At 49.1% G+C, this 17,588-nt stretch carries 15 protein-coding genes; 1 reads left to right on the top strand and 14 read right to left on the bottom strand.

Features of this window, described 5'->3' with window-relative positions:
* Positions 1–7: 7 nt before the first annotated feature.
* The 13 genes from ACAN54_RS04950 to ACAN54_RS05010 form a co-directional block, all read right to left on the bottom strand.
* Entirely contained in the window at positions 8–1,813 is a 1,806-nt protein-coding gene (locus tag ACAN54_RS04950) for an LTA synthase family protein (protein WP_379153165.1), read from the bottom strand.
* 174 nt (positions 1,814–1,987) lie between these two features.
* Positions 1,988–2,977 (bottom strand): aldose 1-epimerase, encoded by a 990-nt coding sequence (locus ACAN54_RS04955; RefSeq protein WP_379153167.1) that lies wholly within the window; start codon positions 2,975–2,977, stop codon positions 1,988–1,990.
* Between the two features lie 83 nt (positions 2,978–3,060).
* Positions 3,061–3,783 (bottom strand): MgtC/SapB family protein, encoded by a 723-nt coding sequence (locus tag ACAN54_RS04960; protein WP_379154181.1) that lies wholly within the window; start codon positions 3,781–3,783, stop codon positions 3,061–3,063.
* Between the two features lie 256 nt (positions 3,784–4,039).
* Positions 4,040–4,831: an SDR family oxidoreductase gene (locus ACAN54_RS04965; RefSeq protein WP_379153169.1), complete on the bottom strand. Its 792-nt coding sequence runs from the start codon at positions 4,829–4,831 to the stop codon at positions 4,040–4,042.
* Between the two features lie 284 nt (positions 4,832–5,115).
* On the bottom strand, positions 5,116–6,228 hold the full coding sequence (locus ACAN54_RS04970; RefSeq protein WP_379153171.1) for a rhamnogalacturonan acetylesterase: 1,113 nt from the start codon (positions 6,226–6,228) through the stop codon (positions 5,116–5,118).
* 34 nt (positions 6,229–6,262) lie between these two features.
* Positions 6,263–7,102: a carbohydrate ABC transporter permease gene (locus ACAN54_RS04975; protein WP_379153173.1), complete on the bottom strand. Its 840-nt coding sequence runs from the start codon at positions 7,100–7,102 to the stop codon at positions 6,263–6,265.
* Positions 7,103–7,105: 3 nt separating this feature from the next.
* Complete coding sequence (locus tag ACAN54_RS04980; protein WP_379154183.1) at positions 7,106–8,002, bottom strand: carbohydrate ABC transporter permease; 897 nt, start codon at positions 8,000–8,002, stop codon at positions 7,106–7,108.
* Between the two features lie 106 nt (positions 8,003–8,108).
* Positions 8,109–9,440: an ABC transporter substrate-binding protein gene (locus tag ACAN54_RS04985; RefSeq protein ID WP_379153175.1), complete on the bottom strand. Its 1,332-nt coding sequence runs from the start codon at positions 9,438–9,440 to the stop codon at positions 8,109–8,111.
* A gap of 148 nt (positions 9,441–9,588) precedes the next feature.
* Positions 9,589–11,148 carry a response regulator transcription factor gene (locus ACAN54_RS04990; RefSeq protein WP_379153177.1) on the bottom strand — a complete coding sequence of 520 codons (1,560 nt, stop codon included), beginning with the start codon at positions 11,146–11,148 and terminating at the stop codon, positions 9,589–9,591.
* Positions 11,123–12,916: a sensor histidine kinase gene (locus ACAN54_RS04995; RefSeq protein ID WP_379153180.1), complete on the bottom strand. Its 1,794-nt coding sequence runs from the start codon at positions 12,914–12,916 to the stop codon at positions 11,123–11,125. Before ACAN54_RS04995 ends, ACAN54_RS04990 begins: the two co-directional genes overlap by 26 nt.
* Before the next feature lie 155 nt (positions 12,917–13,071).
* Positions 13,072–13,866, bottom strand: coding sequence for an ABC transporter ATP-binding protein (locus tag ACAN54_RS05000; RefSeq protein WP_379153182.1), 795 nt, complete (start codon positions 13,864–13,866; stop codon positions 13,072–13,074).
* Entirely contained in the window at positions 13,853–14,779 is a 927-nt protein-coding gene (locus tag ACAN54_RS05005) for an ABC transporter permease (protein WP_379153184.1), read from the bottom strand. The genes ACAN54_RS05000 and ACAN54_RS05005 overlap by 14 nt, the downstream gene beginning before the upstream one ends.
* Before the next feature lie 64 nt (positions 14,780–14,843).
* Positions 14,844–15,884: an ABC transporter substrate-binding protein gene (locus tag ACAN54_RS05010; protein ID WP_379153186.1), complete on the bottom strand. Its 1,041-nt coding sequence runs from the start codon at positions 15,882–15,884 to the stop codon at positions 14,844–14,846.
* A gap of 326 nt (positions 15,885–16,210) precedes the next feature.
* Here ACAN54_RS05010 and ACAN54_RS05015 point away from each other — a divergent pair, with 326 nt between their 5' ends.
* The gene (locus ACAN54_RS05015; RefSeq protein ID WP_379153188.1) at positions 16,211–17,140 is read left to right on the top strand and encodes a C40 family peptidase; all 930 of its coding nucleotides are present in this window, start codon (positions 16,211–16,213) and stop codon (positions 17,138–17,140) included.
* A 115-nt stretch (positions 17,141–17,255) separates the two neighbouring features.
* On the opposite strand, the gene ACAN54_RS05020 is transcribed toward ACAN54_RS05015, so the two are convergent.
* Positions 17,256–17,543: a stage VI sporulation protein F gene (locus tag ACAN54_RS05020; RefSeq protein ID WP_379153190.1), complete on the bottom strand. Its 288-nt coding sequence runs from the start codon at positions 17,541–17,543 to the stop codon at positions 17,256–17,258.
* Positions 17,544–17,588: the final 45 nt, after the last annotated feature.

Raw genomic sequence — 17,588 nt, forward strand, 5'->3', positions numbered from 1 at the left:
GGGTTACTCAGAACATCAAATCTGCCGCATATCCTTCTCCTTCAAGCAGATCATACTCCACCATACGGTAATCATCCAGCAGCGGCTGCTGTTCGGGAGTCACCGTGGTTATCTTGTCTGTTGCGCCGATCAGTGCGTTTTTACTGAGGCCGGGCAGCTGTGTCTGCACCTGCTCCAGCATTTTATAGTAGGACGGGAGCGATTGGCCAGATAGCTTGAACACGGTTGGTCCAAGATAGGCAGGACTCAGCGTTCCCAGCTTTTCCTTCCCGATATCATAATTGGCCAGGATCATAAGCTTGGTCTCATGCTTCAGCCGGGGTTCCTGGTCCCAGCCAGCATCCGTATAGATTCCCGCCGACAACGCCGGCAGATGGTCCCCCCAGAACACTACAATGGTTGGCCGTTCGATCGTCTTCAGTTCCTGCTGCAAATAAGACAATGCCTCGTCAGTCAGCTTGGTGTCCTGAACATAGGTTTCGAGCTCATCCTTCCAGGAATCCTTAGCACCATGTACAGTGATCGTATTCGGGCCATTATGACCTTTGGTAAATGGAAAATGATTCTGCATGGTAACCATGTGCAAAAAGGTCGGAGTATCTGAAGCTTTCAGCTCATGGATAGCCTCTTGGACTGCAGCTTTATCAGAAATATATCCCTCTGGTGTGATCCGCTCTGCATGCTGTAAATCCTTCTCACTCGTAAAACGGTCAAACCCAAGTACAGGATATACCCGGTTCCGGTTGTAAAATGTCTCATCGAACGGATGCAGAGCCAGCGTCTGATAACCTCTTTCCTTCAGGATGCTGACGATGGAGGGAAGCGAGGACATTTTGACAATCCGCTGCTGATAAGGAATCGACCCGTCCCCCAAAAAATACATCGACATCCCCGTCAGCGCTTCAAATTCCACATTCGCCGTATTGCCTCCAAACTCAGGGGAAAGCAGGTACCCTGCCGGGGTTACCGTTTCCTCTTGATGAATAAATGACAACGGATCTTCACTGAACTGGAGGCCAGGCAGCCGGGTGGGATCAAAAAACGCCTCATCCATCATGAACATGATGTTCGGCTGCTCCACCGCTTTTGACGCTGCAGGAGTATCCGGCAAAGAGCCATATTTTGCAGCTATGACTTCAATTGCCGCCCGGCTATATCCTTCCGGTTTCTCCAGCAGATTCTGCCGCAGATTCCCTGTGAATGCAAACACAAAGCCATTCTGGGAGTAATTCACCTTCTGGTTCCAGAAAATATTCTGGTAATTCAGGGAGGAAGCAAAGGTCGTTTGTCCGCTGACCATCACCACAAAACCGGCCATCATACCCGCTGACACCGCAGTGAGCAGCAGTCGCAGCGGCAATTGCACTCTGACCTTGGGTAACTTAAGCAGCAGCCATACCCCCGCTGCAATCACCAGAATAGCAAATATAGCCGCAAGCGGAGAAATCATACCTTTCGTAATCTTGCTCATTTCTCCGGCATTCTTCACCAGCATCAAATCCCAAGGAAACAGTGGCTCCCCTGTTGTACCCTGCTTCTTGTAATTCGCGATACCCAGCAGAAGAATCAGAAGAGTCCCAATCACCGGGCCAATATACATATTGGGTAAGATCGCCGAAAAGGCCATAAGCACGAAGAAAAAGAACAAGCTGCCGCCTACATACAGCCAATAAGACTTCCCGATCCACTGGAGCACGCTTATGAAATTCATGTCCAGCGAAGCCGCCTGAATAAAAAAGTTCAGCACGAAACCGCCTAGCAGCAGGCCAAGCAGCAGAAAACCAAGTTTTTTGGAAGGTAGAATATAACGCATTGCTTTCACTCCTATCTGTACTAAACGTACAGTATACGCCTCTTAGCTTAAAGGAGCATTAAAGCGGCCTCATAAATTAAGCTTCATACTATATAGCTGCAAAAAAACAGGGCGCAGCCACATTCGCTGCACCCCATCCGTAACACTGCTTACTGAACTCCCGCACTTAGTGACTTATTTTACATAAATACGGCTGGTTTCTTCCCAATATTCGCCCGGCTCCAGGCCAAACAATCCGATATCATCTGCTGGTAGATCTACCTTAGGTGCGTTAACCAGATTGATCTGCGGCTCAGGACAGAAGAATCCTTCGGTTGCGCCGTTGTTCCAGATCATCCATTGCTTGTAGGAAGTTCCCACATCGTATACGAGTGTGACTCCGGCCTTGCTGTCCGTAAGCTCCATGCGGTTGCGTCCATTCTGGGCGACTGCAGTGTAATGATTGTCCATTGGCGCATAAAAAGGATACAAGCCTTCGTCACGAAGAGCAATCTCATCGGCGGTCAGTTCCTGGAAGGATCCAGTTGGCAGCATACGGTTGCTGAGCTCCCAGCGGTTCCCGATGGTTAGCTTCACCCGGTAATCCTGAGGAGTGCTTCCCGGTGCAAATGGTGCATTAATCGCAGTGTGGAATGCGAGCAGACACGGCATAAGTTCCTTACCATCATTATGCACCAGAAGCTGCTGGGACAAACCGGCATCGCTAAGGCTATAACGCAGTTTGACCGTATATTTGAACGGGAGGTATTGATACGATGGATGATTCTCGTCGACCTTGATGAACACCGTAACAAAGCTCTCACTAACCCCACTGCCGAATTCTTCAACCTGCCAGGCTGCTGTATGTAAGAATCCGTGCAGATGGTTGTGCGTAGCCTCTTCATTCACCGGGAGACGATAGGTTTGTCCGTTCCATGGAAATTCCCCGTCCTCATAACGATTCGGTGGAAACAGTACAGGGATACCGTGGATTCCTGGGTTCGCCTTGAACGCATCCATCTCATCTGCACCCGGCTCATGCAGAAAACGGTAACCGTTTTCGGTATCGCGGAAGCAAATCAGATTGCCGCCGATGCCTGGTAGAATAGCTGCTTCATACCGGCCCGCCTTCAACCAGACCGCAGCCTCTCCTTCATATAGTCCTTCATAAGCTGTAATTGTCATAGTGTGTTTCTCCCTTCCATAATCTCAAAATGACGCTCTCCTAGATAGATTACCACATCTGTCCAGGAGGGAACATGTCATTTTTACAACTGTTCTACTTCAACGCTCATTACATGCTCTATTTTCTTCACGTCATAATAGATTTCTGTTGCGTAATCCCGGTCAGGGGCGGAAATAACCATATCGATCATTTGTCTGCCATCATCCAGATCCTTGATTTTCATCCGGCGGATCGTTCTTCCGTTCCTCTTCGACTTCCGGGATTCGACGGCATGACGTTCCTCAATTTTCTGAATTACATCCGTCAGTACATAATTAGGCTCCATGATGATTTTGATAGAGATCTCATGCTTGTTCAGCACCCCAGGCCCAATGGCTTTGATCAGATGCGGGACAGCATTGACAGCGAACATCAGCAGCACAACCGCATACCCGGCTTCCATATAAAAGCCTGCCCCGACCGCAATTCCGATCCCGGACGCCGTCCAGATCAGCGCAGCCGAGGTGAGGCCCGAAATAGCATCCCCGCCGCGCCGGAGAATAACACCAGCGCCGAGAAACCCGATCCCGCTGACAATCTGCGCCGCGAGACGCATGGGGTCCATATTCGGATGCGACGTCCCACCAAATTTGTCGTAAGCGTGAATAGAGACGAGCGTCACCAGACAGCTCGCGATACTGATGACCATACTGGTCCGGATGCCCAGCGGCTTCTGTTTCAATTGCCGGTCAATCCCGATGAACAGCCCGAACAGCATGGCCACAAGCAATTTGATAATCGATTCCATGTGCAAATTTAGATCCATACTCATAAATGCCCTCTCTTCTAAGACGATAAAAATAGTATACCTAAGCAGCAACGCCCGCGCCATCTTTAATAAGGGATCCTTATTAAGGATATTAACGTGAAGTTGTCTCATCAATAGAAAATGAAGAAACGGCATCGCTGAGATCTGCTATGCTTGCAGCCGTTCAGAGCTGCGCAAGTGCAGAAGACAGAGTCCGTTTCTCCAGACCACTGTTTCATTCAAGGTATGCTTTTTTATTATCGGTTAGAAGAGGTCACCCGTGCAGTAACGACTCAGCACCATCACAAAAGATTTCCGTACCGGTAATGTGGTCGGAATCATCGGAAGCCAGGAATAATGCCAGCTTAGCAACCTGATCCGGACGCCCTGGCCCTTTTTCCAGCGGCTCACCGCCATCCGGGAATTCCACAGCAATCTGCACTTCCTTCAGATCCTCGGATGGATAGGTATTGTCGTCAATATTGGTAGTGATCGCTCCCGGACATATCGCATTGACACGGATTTTGTATTGAGCCAGCTCCAGCGCGGCCATCTTCATAAAAGCGACTTGCCCAGCCTTGGTGGTACTATAAGCTGAGAAGCCAATATTTGAAAAAACACGGTTACCGTTAATCGAACTGTTAATCAATATGCTGCCGCCACTCTCTTTCAAGAATGGAATTGCATATTTAACAGTGGCAAAGGTACCGCGCAGGTTGATGTTGATCGTCTGGTCCCAAGATTCAATGTCCATGGTCTCAATAGGTGTCATCGCCCCATTAATACCAGCGTTGGCGAAGACAATGTCAAGTCTGCCCCATTTCGCTGCAGCCTGTTTCACCGCCTCTTCCACCTGCTGCGGTTCAGCAATGTCACATGCAATGACAATGGCTTCTCCGCCTTCTTCCTCCACCTGCTGGCGTACCTTCTCGGCATTCTCAACCGTCCGGTCAAGCAACGCGACTTTTGCTCCGTTTCGGGCAAATTCCAGCACAGACGCCCGTCCTATGCCTGATCCGCCTCCACTGACTATGGCTACCTTGCCTTGAAGCCTTTGTTCTGCCATACCTGATGTCCCTCCCTAAGTAATTACGTGTTCAAGTTATGTTGTTTCCCTAACTTATACCTCGCATACCTTGTCGTGAATCGGCAAATCATCGGAACTTCGGGTATTTGGAGGTGCAGTGTTGGTCAATTGGCTCCATAGGGCGGCTAATGCTCATATGTACAATACATGCTAAAAGGTTCCCGCCAATGAAAAATACACCCAGCAGCGCTCCCCGGATGGGGGACCGCTGCTGGGTATATTTAATTATTGTAACTTGATATAGTGAAAAGTACTGCTTACGTTCATTCACCCTGGCGTAAGTGAATAATCAGATCATTCAGTCCGGCTTCGCGGATGCCATCCACGACAAGCTGTGCCATAAGACGTGCTCCCAGGATTTGAAAATGAGTGTTATCTTGTACTCCGGCAGAGTGGCATAGATACTCACCGGGATAACTCCACATGAACAAGTCCTTGCTACCCTCCGGACCGTAAGTTTCATACAGCCTGCGGCTTTTGGAAGCCAGGTCAACCAGTGGCACCTGCTCGTCAGCGGCTAGTTCCTGCATTGCCGCTAAATATTCGCCGTGGGTATCCACGATCAAGCCTGCCTGATCGAACCGCCGCCGGTGCATTGGAGTGACTAGCACCGGGTAGGCACCAGCGTTCCGTGCGGCCATAATCATCTGGAGCAGGTTCTCTTTATAAGTCGTGTACGGTTCCGTATGTCTGGCTTCATCGGGCTTCGAATCATTGTGTCCGAACTGGATGAAGAGGTAATCGCGTGGCCTGAGAACGGCACTGATCTCCTGGAGGTGGCCTTCCTGGATGAAGCTGCGCGTGCTGCGCCCAGATAAAGCGCGGTTATCTACGACAACCCCGGATTTGAAGAAGAGCGGAAGCAGCTGCCCCCAGCCCGCGTAGGGATAACCCTCCTCTCCCTGGTCGGTTACAGTTGAATCTCCAGCGAGTACAATCGCCAACGCCTCGGTATCCTCTTGAATCACAAGTGTGTTAATCCGCGGCGCCTGTCCCGAAAAGGACAGGCTTAGCTGCCCTCCGCTCACTCTAAGCGCGAAGGCTTCATACAAAGCCTGGCCTGCCGGAACGTTCAACGTTTCAAGGACATATTTGCCATTGCCCGGTCTAACTGTGGTAATGGTGTCAGCCAGTATATCGCCGACCAATAGCGTGACCCGGTAGATGCCATCCGGCATATCCACCAGAAACTTAGCCTTCTGCGGAATACAAAAGTCTCCCACGAGAGTATCATCACCACCCCGGAATCGTCCAAACACAGATGAACCGGGAGTGAAGCCAAAGCCCTGCTCAGGACTGTAAAGGCTATCCGGCTTCACTTTGGTGTAGCCGGGTGCCGCAGCCTGTATGCCAAAATCAAAACAATAACTTTTCACAGGCGAAGCGCATCCTTTCCCCATGCATGCATATCTAGCCCTTAAGCCCGCTGGTGCTGATGCCATCTACGATCTGCTTCTGGAAGATGAAGAAGATCAGCATAACCGGTGTCAGGCTCAATACGGACATGGCGAACATCGGCCCCCAATTGGATACGGACTCACTGTCCAGGAACATTTTGAGGCCCATGGACACGGTATACTTGGACGGTGAATTCAGATATAGCACTGGTCCCAGCAGATCCTCCCAACGCCAATAGAAGGAGAAGATTGCTGCTGTTGCCATCGAAGGACGGATCAACGGAAGGATGATTTTGTAATACAGTCTGAACTTGCCGCACCCGTCGATGGTTGCCGCTTCATCCAGTTCACCGGGAATGGTGCGGATGAACTGCAGCATAAGAAAGATGAAGAATGGAACTCCGAAGAACTGCGGAATTACAATCGGGCGGATGCTGTCCAGCCAGTTCAGCTTGGTATAAATAATATATTGCGGTACAAGCACGACGTCAGCCGGCAGCATCAGTGTCATCATCATGATTCCGAACCAGAGACCATGACCGACAAATTTATTGCGGGCAAAGCCGAAAGCGACCAACGATGAGGAAAATACTGCTCCAATTGTAGCTACGATAACAATTACAAACGAATTTTTGATGAAAACACCGAAAGAATAACCGGCTACCCCTTCCCAGCCTTTAGCATAGTTCCCCCATTCCCAGGGATGCGGAAGCAGGGTCTTAGCCGTAACAAACACCATACGGCTTTCCTTGAAGGAGCTCATGATCATCCATAGAATCGGGTAGAGCATAATGATGGCGAGCCCGCCGATAAGGATGTGATAGATCGGCCATTTGATTTTATTCTTCGCCATGACTCACTTTCCTCCTCCCGATTCGTAGAAGACCCATGATTTGGAGGTCTTGAACAGAATACCTGTCATAATGCCGACCAGCAGCAGCATCACCCAAGCCATAGCCGAAGCATATCCCATGTTGTTGAACATGAAGGCCTGACGGAATAGATACAGGGAATAGAGCATCGTGCCATCCATTGGTCCACCCTCGCCTTTAGAGATGATATAGGCAGGAACAAAGGTCATGAATGCACTGATCGTCTGCATAACCATGTTGAACAAGATGACAGAGCTGAGCAGCGGCAGCGTGATTTTGAAAAATTTACGGAAAAAGCTCGCCCCGTCCACACTCGCGGCTTCGTACATCTCACCTGAGATATTCTTCAGCCCGGCCAGGAATATCAGCATGGAGGAGCCGAATTGCCAGACTGACAAAGTAATCAGCATGAACAGTGCGGCATTCGGATTACCAAACCAGCTAACCGGTCCAAGACCAAAGAAGCCAAGCATGCCGTTGATAATACCGGTATCACTAAAAATATTACGCCACATGATGGAGACTGCAACACTTCCCCCGATGATAGAAGGCAGATAATACACCGTACGGTAAGCTCCCACCATCTTGGATTTTGTATTCAGAATCATCGCGACGAACAAGGCGAAACCCAGCCGAAGCGGCACTCCGATGAACACATACAGCAGCGTAACCTTAAGGGAATGTAAGTATTTCGGATCGCCGGTGAACATTTTGACATAGTTATCCAGTCCTATCCAGCGCGGCGGAGCGAACAGATTATATTTAGTAAAAGACAGATACAGTGATATGACCATCGGCACCAGTGTAAAACACAGGAAACCGATAATGAAAGGACTGATAAAGGCATACCCCGTCAAATTTTTGCGCAGCCGCTGACCCAGCGATTTTTTCGCTCTATAAGTGCCAGGACTTACGGTAATGGGATTACTTAAGCCCAATGTTCTCCAACTCCTATCCAGTTAAATTCACAGTATGGCAATCACCATTTTAGCGGTTCGCAAGAATCTCGCTGGCTTCTTTGCGGAACTGGGTTGAAGCTGCTTCTGGTGTAATCTGGCCAAAGTTCATCTGCTCTGCAAGGTCAGTCAGCAAGGCTACCACTTCAGGTGAACCTACAGGAGGACTCATCGGTGAAGTTTTCGGCTCCATATCAGCAACGAATTTGAATACCTGTTTGCCGGAGTCTGTTAATTCTGTAGCAAGCGATTCCTTGATTTTACTCGAAATCGGTACGCCGCGTTCGCCCTTGATCAGCTTGTTCGCCTCAGCATTATTGGTCCAGAAATCAATAAACTTGGCTGCTTCTTCCTTGGCTTTGGAGTTCGATGTGATCGACCAGTACATGCTCGGCTGCATATACAGACCTTTCTCCATATCCGGACCCGGCATCGGGGCCAGTTCCATCGGGCGGTTCACCGCGATTTGAAGCGCGACATATTGGTTGGACCACTGCCACATACCGATTCCAGTTCCTTTGACGATGTCAGATTCTTCGATAACGCCTTTATTCTGACTCAGCTTATCTTGCGACGGTACTGCCCCTTTGGCAATCAGATCAGATGTCATCCCGAAAAAATCAGTGAACAGCGCATCGTCATCATACCCGAGAGCAGAGCCGTCTGAATTATAGAGTGACAGGCCTTTAGTACGCAGATAGTAGTTGAAGAAAATATCCGCGGCCATCGAGGAGTCCATGAAGAGTCCGGCATCCTTGGCTTTCATGGCAATTTCTTTGTATTGATCCCACGTCCAGTTCTCTTGAATCGAATCTACACCGGCTTTCTTCAGCAACGCAGGATCATACTGGAACCCGAGTACGTTAACTCCCAGCGGAATACCATATTGTTTGCTGTCGATAACACCGGTAGAGAGGACATTCTCATTCACATCCCCCACCTGAATCGTTTTGTTCAGGTAAGGCGTCAGATCCTCCAGTTGGCCGTTTGTGCCGTATTGATTAATATAAGAAACATCCATTTGTACGATATCAGGGAGGCGGTTAGCTGCAGCTTGGGGAGCAAGTTTTTTCCAGTAATCATCAAAAGATGCATATTCCGGTTCGATCTTCACATTAGGATTCTGGGCTTCATACATATCAATGACCTGTTGGGTATACGAATGACGCGTATCGCTGCCCCACCAGGCAATCCGCAGGGTTACGGGATCTGACGAGCTGGCGGCCGTTGCTGCAGCTGGCTGGTTGCCTGCTGCGTTTGTGGCAGCCGCATCCTTGGCGGCGTTATTGCTATTGTTGCCGCCGCATCCTGCCAGTATAGACAGCAGCATCGGAACAGCCATTAATGCGAATCTCTTTTTCAATTGGATATCTCCCCTTTTAGTGAAATGAGTAGGAAGTCCAGTTGTTCTGGTAACGCTTCCATGAATAGATTTTCTCAAATTCCGCCGCTTTCTTGAATACAAAAAACCGTCATCTTTGTTCAATAATCAGGTCCAAGTGTTCAATCAATCACTGAGGCTTCATAAAGTCAGTCGGCGTCATCCCGGTTACCTTCTTGAACACCTGACTGAAATACTGCGCGTTGCCGCCAAATCCGTACAGCTCTGCAAGCTCAAATACCTTCACATCACCGCTGCGGGTAATATGCTCAGAGGCCTTGCCGATCCGATAATTAGTGACATAATTCGAGAACTTCTCGCCGGTCACTTTTTTGAATATTTTGCCGAGATAGTCCGGATTCATATATAGCATCTCTGCAGCCACCGAACCGAGCGACAGCTCCGAGTTCTGATAATCCGCCTCGATGATCCGGAGCATTTTATCTACAATGGACGATTGTCGGGTCACAAAATGGCGGTCATACATTCCAGTAAGTCGTTCTGCCGCCCTCATAACAAAACCTTTGAGATTGCCCAGCGTACCCAGCTCTGCCAGCTCTGCCAGCCCGGAAGTAAAGCTGCTGCGCTCGTCTGGAACGCATAAACGGATCATAGCCGAATACAGCTGAAGCACATAAGAACGCGTTACATTCATATCATAGCGCTGGTCTGCAAGTACGCTAAATAAGCGGTCCAGCTCGTTCACCACTGCATTTTGATTCCCGGCTTTGATCAGGAGACAGATCTGCTCCTCTTGCAGATCTATTTCGCCATGACCGCTAAGCTCATCCTCGGGAATATCGCTGCCAGTGATCAGACTGCCTTCTTCCAGATAAAAGCGGTGGCTCATGCACTGCAGCGTCTGCCTGAACAGACTGCGCGACTCACTCATCCTTCCCTGGTCGCTGACAGCGGTCGTAACATGGATTTTATAAAAGTTAAAAAATACCTCCTTCACACTTGAAATCCGCTCAAGCAGATGTTGCTGAGGGACTGCTTCTTCCGGCTGCTCCAGAAGAATCAGAAGTTGTGATCCGATATTTGTGCTGAGAAGCACCTCACATAGCATATCTTGGGCGATATTTTGCAGGGCGAACAAATGCTCATACTCAAAGGAATCCTCCAGCTTGAAAAGAATAAGCCGGACGTTTTTGCTGCCCAGCTCAATGCCGAACAGCTCCTGGTAATAATCCAGGTCATGGCTGCCATACATCTTATTGGAGATCCATTCCTTTAGAAATTGTGTTTTGACATGCGGCAGCACCTTGGTAAGGCGTTGTTTCATCTCGGTAACAAATTGCTCACGGCGGCTCTGCTCATCCAGTTCCTGCACAAGCTCCGTCAGCGCTTCATGAATCTGCTGCTCATTGCAGGGTTTCAGCAGGTAATGCCTTACTCCATGCTGCATGGCGCTGCGGGCATAATCAAAATCTTTATAGCCGGTCAGCATGATGAACTTTATCCCGGGATACTTGCTGCTGCAGCGGTCTACAAGCCCAAGTCCATCCAGCCCCGGCATGGAAATATCAGTGATTACAATGTCCGGTTCCAGCAGCTCAATTTGTTCCAGCGCTTCAAGACCGTTGCGCGCCGTTCCCACCAGCTCGGTCCCTGCAAGCCCCCATTCCACCACTTGGGATATCCCCTCCAGAATCAGGCGTTCATCATCTACCAGCAGCAATTTGTACATGTCTTATTTCTCCTCTCCAATACGGGATATGCACATGAATCGTAGTGCCTTCTCCCGGTTCACTCTCAATGTCCGTTCCCCATTCCTGCCCAAAAACAATCTGAATACGCTCTGTTATATTAGCCAGCCCAATCCCTTCTCCACGTGTCTGAATGTTGCCCTGCTGCAGTTCACGGATGAATTCAGCCGTCATTCCCGGGCCGTTGTCACTGACCATCAGATCCAGTCCGCTTTCCGTCTTGGTGATGGTAATCGAAATAATACACGGCTCAATATTTGGCTCAAGCGCATACCGGATTGCATTTTCTACCAATGGCTGCAGCGTGAGCTTGGGAATCAGCGCATCCAGCAGATCCTCAGGAACATCCATCCTGAAATCCAGACGTTCCTCAAACCGTGTGCGCTGAATCGTTATATAGCTTCGGACGATATTCAGCTCCTTTTCCAGGGAGATCAGCATGTCTTTAAGCCCGATAGAACTTCGGAGCAGAAATCCCAGTGCCTCAACCATTTCAGAAATTTGCTTCTGCTTGTTGACCTTTGCCAGCCAATTGATGGATTCCAGCGTATTATACAAAAAGTGTGGATTAATCTGGGCTTGGAGCGCTTTCAATTCTGTCTCCCGAATCACCAGCTGCTTGGCATAATTCTCGTCGATCAGCTCCCGGATCCGCCGGATCATCATCTGGAAAGTCCGGTTCAATTGACTTACTTCATCCTGCGCAGTTTGCGAGACAAACCCTAACGCCTGCTCCTCAAGATTATCCAGGTCGCCCTTCTCAATCCGCCGCATCTTTTGTGTCAGCTTGGAGATAGGCCGCGCAATGCTTCGTGCCAGCCGGTATCCCAGCAGCAGCCCCAGCAGGAGGATACAACCGAAGATGACTACCACTAGTCTTTTGACAAAGGTGATCTGTCTGAACATTTCATTGAACGGTGTAGCATTAATGTAGGTCCAGTCCATATAAGAAGAATTCGTCTTGGCTACAAAATACGTGCCCTTGCTGTAGCTAACGGTTCTGTAGGATTCCTGGCGACGCACTTCCTCAGTCAGTTCCTGCGGCAGAAGGAACGGATTAACCGGGTAAATGGACTCTCCGGTACCTTTATCCATTACAATAACCTGGCTGCCATCCTCCGCTGTGCTGGTGCTGTCCGCAATAATGCGTTCGACGCGGATACGGATGACAAGGGTTCCCAAATGGTCCAGTGTGAAGGTAGACCCGGTGTACGATTTGATTTGTCGAATGGCCAGAAGTGAATTTTTGCTTCCCTGGGTGTACCATACATTACTGCCTGCACCTTCGATCGCGAGCGGTTTAAGCCGGTCCTGCAGATCTTGTGACAGTCCTTCCCTGTTCCCCGCAGTCATCACTCCGTCGTTCGCATCCAATATCATCATCGAATACACATATTTCTCCGCACCCGCAAAAGCCACGAGCCGGTTGATGATCTTGTTGTGGAGCAGCTGACGCTGATACGGTGAAGGATTGTCCAATAATTGGCGCAGACAGTTCTGAATCTGTTCATCTGATACAACTGTGAAGGATAGCTGCTCCAGTTCTTTCAGTTCGTTCTCAATGCTGATCGACGACATACCCAGCACCTCTGAGGCTTTTTCATAAATTTGATGGTCATAAATTCGATAGACATATTGGAGGAAGATCAGAGAGAACAAGAACGACAGTAGTAGTAAAAACGAAATCAGCATGATCATCTTGCTAAAAATTCCTGAATTCTTGAAAGCGCTCTTATTTCTATGCAACATCATGTCTCTCCCTCTGCTTTCTCATTCTGTTGTAAAATATGTACTTCATTATATATTAATCGAAAGCGCCTGCCATGGAAATATAAACCAAAAAAACTTGAATATCAGTCACATTTGACTGAAATCCAAGTTTATTTGCTTTTGCCTATTGGCAACTAACCCAACATCATCCGGTCATCCGCCAGCTTATGTCCGCTGATGGCCTCAAATTCACCAAGCAACCGCTCAACCGTCAGATCCTGCTTGCGGTCCTCATTAATATCCAGTATGATGCTTCCTTTGTCCATCATGATCAGCCGGTTGCCCAGACGTATGGCCTGTTCCATATTATGTGTAACCATAAGTGTTGTCAGCTTCAACTCACGGACAATGGACTCCGTGAGCCCGGTGATCAACTCCGCTCGGGCGGGGTCCAGTGCAGCCGTATGCTCGTCAAGAAGCAGAATCTGCGGATTCGTGAAGGTCGCCATGAGCAGACTCAGAGCCTGGCGCTCCCCGCCGGAGAGCAGTCCTACCTTGGCTCTTAGCCGATTCTCCAGACCAATACCAAGCCGGCTTAGCTGCTCACGGAAAAGGGTCCGGCGTGCAGCAGACACACCGAGAGACATACGGCGGCTCTGGCCTCTTTTGTAGGCCATAGCCAGATTCTCTTCGATCGTCATGTGAGGTGCTGTACCCGCCATAGGGTCCTGAAAAACCCGGCCAATCCAGCGGGCCCGCTGGAACTCGGCGAGGGAGCTGATCGGGCTCCCTTCAATGTGCACTTCCCCAAGATCCGGTTTCATCACACCGGAGATGACATTCATCAGAGTGGACTTGCCAGCACCGTTGCTGCCGATGACGGTCACAAAGTCTCCGCTTCGAAGCTCAAGGTCAATACCGAGGAGCGCAATTTTTTCATCCGGTGTACCCGGATTGAACAGCTTGGATACACGATTAAGCTTTAACATCGGCTGCGCCCCCTTTCTTGTTGTTCAGCGCTTCTTGCACCAGCTCCACACTACGTCTGCGCGCCATTCTCTTCTGCTTCATGAAACGCTGAACCGAAGGGAATACGAGTGCAATAATGACAATGATTGCAGTGATCAGCTTTAGGTCCGATGCCTTGAGCCAAGGAACCCGTAGCGCCAGCGCAACAACTATGCGATAGACGATGGAACCCAGTATGACTGCCAGCGTTGCCCGGAACACATTTCCCGCTCCAAAGATGGCCTCACCTATAATGACCGAAGCCAGACCAATCACGATCATTCCTATCCCCATAGTAGAATCAGCAAAAGCTGAATATTGGGCTACCAGCGCACCCGAGAGCGCCACCATTCCATTTGCCAGACTGATGCCGAGGATAGTAGTGGTATCCGTATTCACTCCGAAGCTTCGGATCATTCTGGAATTATCGCCAGTAGCCCGGAGAGCAAGCCCCAGATCGGTACGCAGAAACAGATCCATCAGAATTTTGACGGCAATCATCACAATGGGCATTACCAATAGAGGGTTAATAGAGGTAAATAAAGAATCTTCGCCCATGATTGAGACGTTAGGCTTATCCAGAATCCGCAAATTAATGGAATACAATGCGATCATCATCAAAATACCGGACAGCAGGCCATTAATCTTCCCCTTGGTATGCAGAAGTCCTGTACACATTCCCGCTGCCATTCCTCCGACAAGTGCACAAATTGTGGCCAGCCACGGCGAATAGCCGTGCGTAATCATAACCGCGGCAATTGCTCCACCTGTAGTGAAGCTTCCATCCACAGTCAAATCAGGAAAATCAAGAATACGAAATGTAATATATACACCTAAAGCCATAAAAGCATATAACAAGCCCATTTCCACGGCTCCAATTATTGAATCAACCATTGCTGACTTCCTCCTTCAAGCGGCAAGGGGCGCTCCTTTCGGATTCCCCCCATTGTTGTCATAATTATTGAATAATATTATTATCCGGATCAGCAACTTCAGCCTTCATAGCATCTGTCACTTCAATCCCCTGCGCCGCCGCAGCTTTGAGATTCATAATCAGGTCCAGCTTCTCCTGCATGGTCACCTTCATGTCCCCCGGATTCTTACCGTTTTTCAACACTTCCACAGCCATTTGGCCTACTTGGTAGCCATGATCATAGTATTTGAACCCGACGGTTGCAAAAGCCCCTTTTTCTACCGTATCCCGGTCAGCGGAGAAAAACGGAATTTTGTTGTCATTAGCAGTCTGAATGATCGTATCCACAGCGCTTACTACCGAGTTATCGAGAGTGATGTACAAGGCATCCACACGGCCAACAAGTGATTCTGCTGCCTGCTTCACTTCAGAGGTGTTAGTAATCGCAGCTTTAACCAGCTCGATGCCATGCTTGTCCAGCTCTTTTTTGGCAATATCAGCCATTACGACAGCATTCGGTTCACCCTCATTGATAATAAGGCCGAGTTTTTTGACCTTCGGGAACTGTTCGGCGATAAATGTCATCAGGCGTGTGATCGACTCAGGGTTGGTATCCGAAGCCCCGGATACATTGCCGCCGGGATGATCCAGATCGGTTACGATCTTGGCATCCAGCGGGTCTGTGACCGCCGCGAACAGAATCGGTGTATCCTTGCCCTCTGCCTGAACAACAGCCTGAGCCGAAGGTGTGGCGATCCCCAGCACAAGGTCATTCTTGTCAGCCGCTATCTTCTGGGCGATAGACAGATTATTGGATGAGTCTGCCTGGGCGTTCTCCAGATCCACCTTCAGATTCTCGCCTTCCACCAATCCAGCGTCCTTCAGAGCGGCGAGGAACCCTTCCCGTGTAGCATCCAAAGAAGGGTGCTCGACATATTGTGAGATAGCTATTTTGTAAGTTTTTGAATCCGCGCTCCCGGAATCAGCTTTTCCTGAATCCGCAGCATTGTTATTGTTGGAACCACAGGCAGTAACCGCCAGCAACGCGCTTAGACTTAAACCTAGCCATATTTTCTTTGTTCTCATCGTATAAACCCCTCTTCTTTTTACGAATTCAGCGCGTGCTTCAAGGGTAGCGTCTCAGCAGTAACACTTTCATCTTTAAAAGCATTAAAGCAAAATCAGCCACGAAGCCCGTAACTAAAAAGTAAATATAATATGCTTATCTTATATAAAGGTTCATTTTCCGTCAATCACTTATGACAGGACCACTTTTTACAATAAACGCACAATATTGGACTTTATCTTATTTATCTGGGTGATTATTACAGCGCTTGTCTTCTTCTCTTCCTACATAAAATAGGGCTCACTGTGCAAACTTATACTACAGTTTGAATATGGAGCGTGCCATTATGACAACAAACCGATCTGTAAAATCCATCACTGTCTCCGCTTTGTTGACTGCAGCAATTATAGCAAATAGTGCTTGCAGCTACGGCACAAGCGATCAGAAGCCAAAGGTCAATGCAGTCACGCCTGCCGGATCTCTTTCAGGCAGCTATTATGAAAAAGCTTCGTTCACCGATAAACAAGGTAAATACTGGATCCCTCTGAAACCGGCAGCCGCTTCTATCGGTTACCGGATGAAGGATGATACCGCCAGCGGGGGCTATGCCAAAATCGGCTATACCGATGTAATGTACATGCTTCATCCGAATTCAACCCAAGTATTCTCCTTGGGGGAAAAAATAAAATTGCCGGATGCTCCGATTCGTCGAAACGGTCAAATTTATATCACTCCTACTTCACTGTCAAAATTATTGCAGACCGAAGTCGGCTGGAACTCCCGTACCGGTGAGATCAACGTCGCTTCTCCCGCCGATAAGGAGCGTGCTGAACAGACTGGCAGACCCGAATCAGCCAATACTCTGCGTATCCAAAGTCTGTCCACTGCAGACAGCAGAGAACTGGTTGCCTATGCCAAAAGGTTTCTCGGCGTTCCGTATGACTTCGGCGCAGGACCATACGAGGAAACCAAGCGGTTCGACTGTTCCTCATTCACTCGCCATGTCTATAAGAAATTTGGTGTAGACCTCCCCCGTTTAGCTAAAGACCAGGATAATCGAGGCAGACGGGTAAGCCGCAGTGAACTGGAGGTTGGCGACCTGATCTTCTTTACAGTACCCGGACGTTTTGAGAGTGATGCGGTTCCGGGACATGTCGGCATATACATCGGAAACGGCAAATTCATTCATACCTGGGGTGATCCGGGTGTCCAGATCAGTGATCTGGATACTGGCTACTGGAGTAATGTCATGCTACACATGCAAAGAGTTCTTTAAACCGGCAACGCACCATCACGTAAAAATGCAAGGGGATCAGGACTCCGGGTAGCCGAAGTACAGACTCTCCTTGCATTTTTTACGGCCGGCTGGGTCATCCTGAGTTTGCATATTACTACCGGAACATTCCCCATAACCGGATCAAATGAAAAGTATTGTTAGGGTCAATCTTCTGCGCAATAACAAATTTAACAATTTGCTCTTCCTGCGTGGAGGTCAGCTTCTCCCCCAGTACTACCGAGGCATTTCGCACCAGTCTGCGCACCACCGCAGGATCCTGAAGCTCCTGTTTGGAGACTCCGTTGATCATATTCTTAATACGTTCTTTAACAGCCGGATTTTTCATCTTCAGCTTGATGCGATCCACTAGCTGGGGACTGATTCCAAATTGCTGATAGCCCACGCGCAGCACCTCCTGTCATATTCCAACCATTCACAGTATATGAGG

Source organism: Paenibacillus diazotrophicus, assembly GCF_042610465.1.